Raw genomic sequence first — 1,295 nt, forward strand, 5'->3', positions numbered from 1 at the left:
TGTAAATTGATAATATAGTTGTTTAATTTTATTATGAAAATATAAGAACCTTGCTACAATCTAGTGTGTGGTAAGGCTCTTTAAAGTTGTTTAATTTCTATACATTTAAAGGTATTGGTACTCAAAAATCATTAATAAAGTTGTTTAATTCTTATTTAACTAAAGCACCTGTTTGTTTAAGTGAATCACATTTATAATGTCTCTCAAATATAATATCAGTTTATATATTCGCCATTCTTCTCTAACAGGTTCAAGATAAATTGTAATTTGTTAATCGATATGTTTGTGTAACCACTGTTCAAATATCTTTAACTGTTCTTCAGTATGAAAGTAATGTTCACCTGTTTCTATGACTTCTAATTCACAACGATGTTTTTTTGTAAAATAGTTAATAGTTTCAAATTCGCACAGTTCATCCTTGGCTCCATACATAATATATGTATCTGTATTCCATGTATTAATAGGATGTTCTTTTACATAGCATAAATAATCCCAATATAACTTTTGACCAATAGGTGTCTCTATAGTCATTTCTTTTTGCAAAAGCTCTGGTGTTACATTAAACCATTTCATCATATTTTCGATAATTCGTTCCATGTTAACTACTGGTGATAAAAATAATGCCTTTTCTAACACATCATTTTGATAGGCTAAAAGGCTAAAATAAGCTCCCATACTACATGCAAACACGCTTACTTCTTTCCAATGTTCTTTTGCGTAATTCATAATTATAGATAATTCACTAACACAAAACTGTACTTTGCAAGGAGTATTATCATTTTTTCTTTCTCCATGCTCAGGTAAATCAAAACTTAATACTTGATAACCTTTTTGATTGGCTTCTTCAGCTAATATTTGAATAACTGCATCTTCCTTATTTGACATATTTCCATGTACTGCAATAAAAATTTTTTCACTCTTATCTCCCCATAAAACCGCGGGAATATTACTAATTTTAAAATTATCTTTAAGCATATTTCCTCCATATAATAAGACATATAGGACTTGGTAAAAAACCGCACACGCTTTATAATCCTCTACTCAGTTTTAAACAATTCAAACTATTCCCAATTTATCACAAATGAATTATAATATCTCTCTACCTCTGTATAACAGAGTCTACTTTGTATTTAAAATCTTTCTTTTTTTCCATTTTTTCAGAAGCTACAAGTTCTTATTTTGATTCCTTATTGAGCTATTCTACTCCGTTAGTGGAAGAAGGATTTTTAAACAATTATATTATTTTTTAAATGACTTTATTGTAAATTAAACAACTTTATTATCTCCGCACAAAA

1 protein-coding gene is annotated in these 1,295 nt (G+C 28.1%); it reads right to left on the reverse strand.

Annotation, left to right across the window (positions count from 1 at the left end):
• Positions 1-270: 270 nt before the first annotated feature.
• Positions 271-975, reverse strand: a complete 705-nt coding sequence (locus LOK41_RS28170) for an alpha/beta hydrolase (protein WP_221783824.1) — start codon at positions 973-975, stop codon at positions 271-273.
• Between the last annotated feature and the right edge of the window lie 320 nt (positions 976-1,295).

Source organism: Bacillus sp. TL12 (genome assembly GCF_022625245.1).
Taxonomy (GTDB): Bacteria; Bacillota; Bacilli; order Bacillales; family Bacillaceae_G; genus Bacillus_A.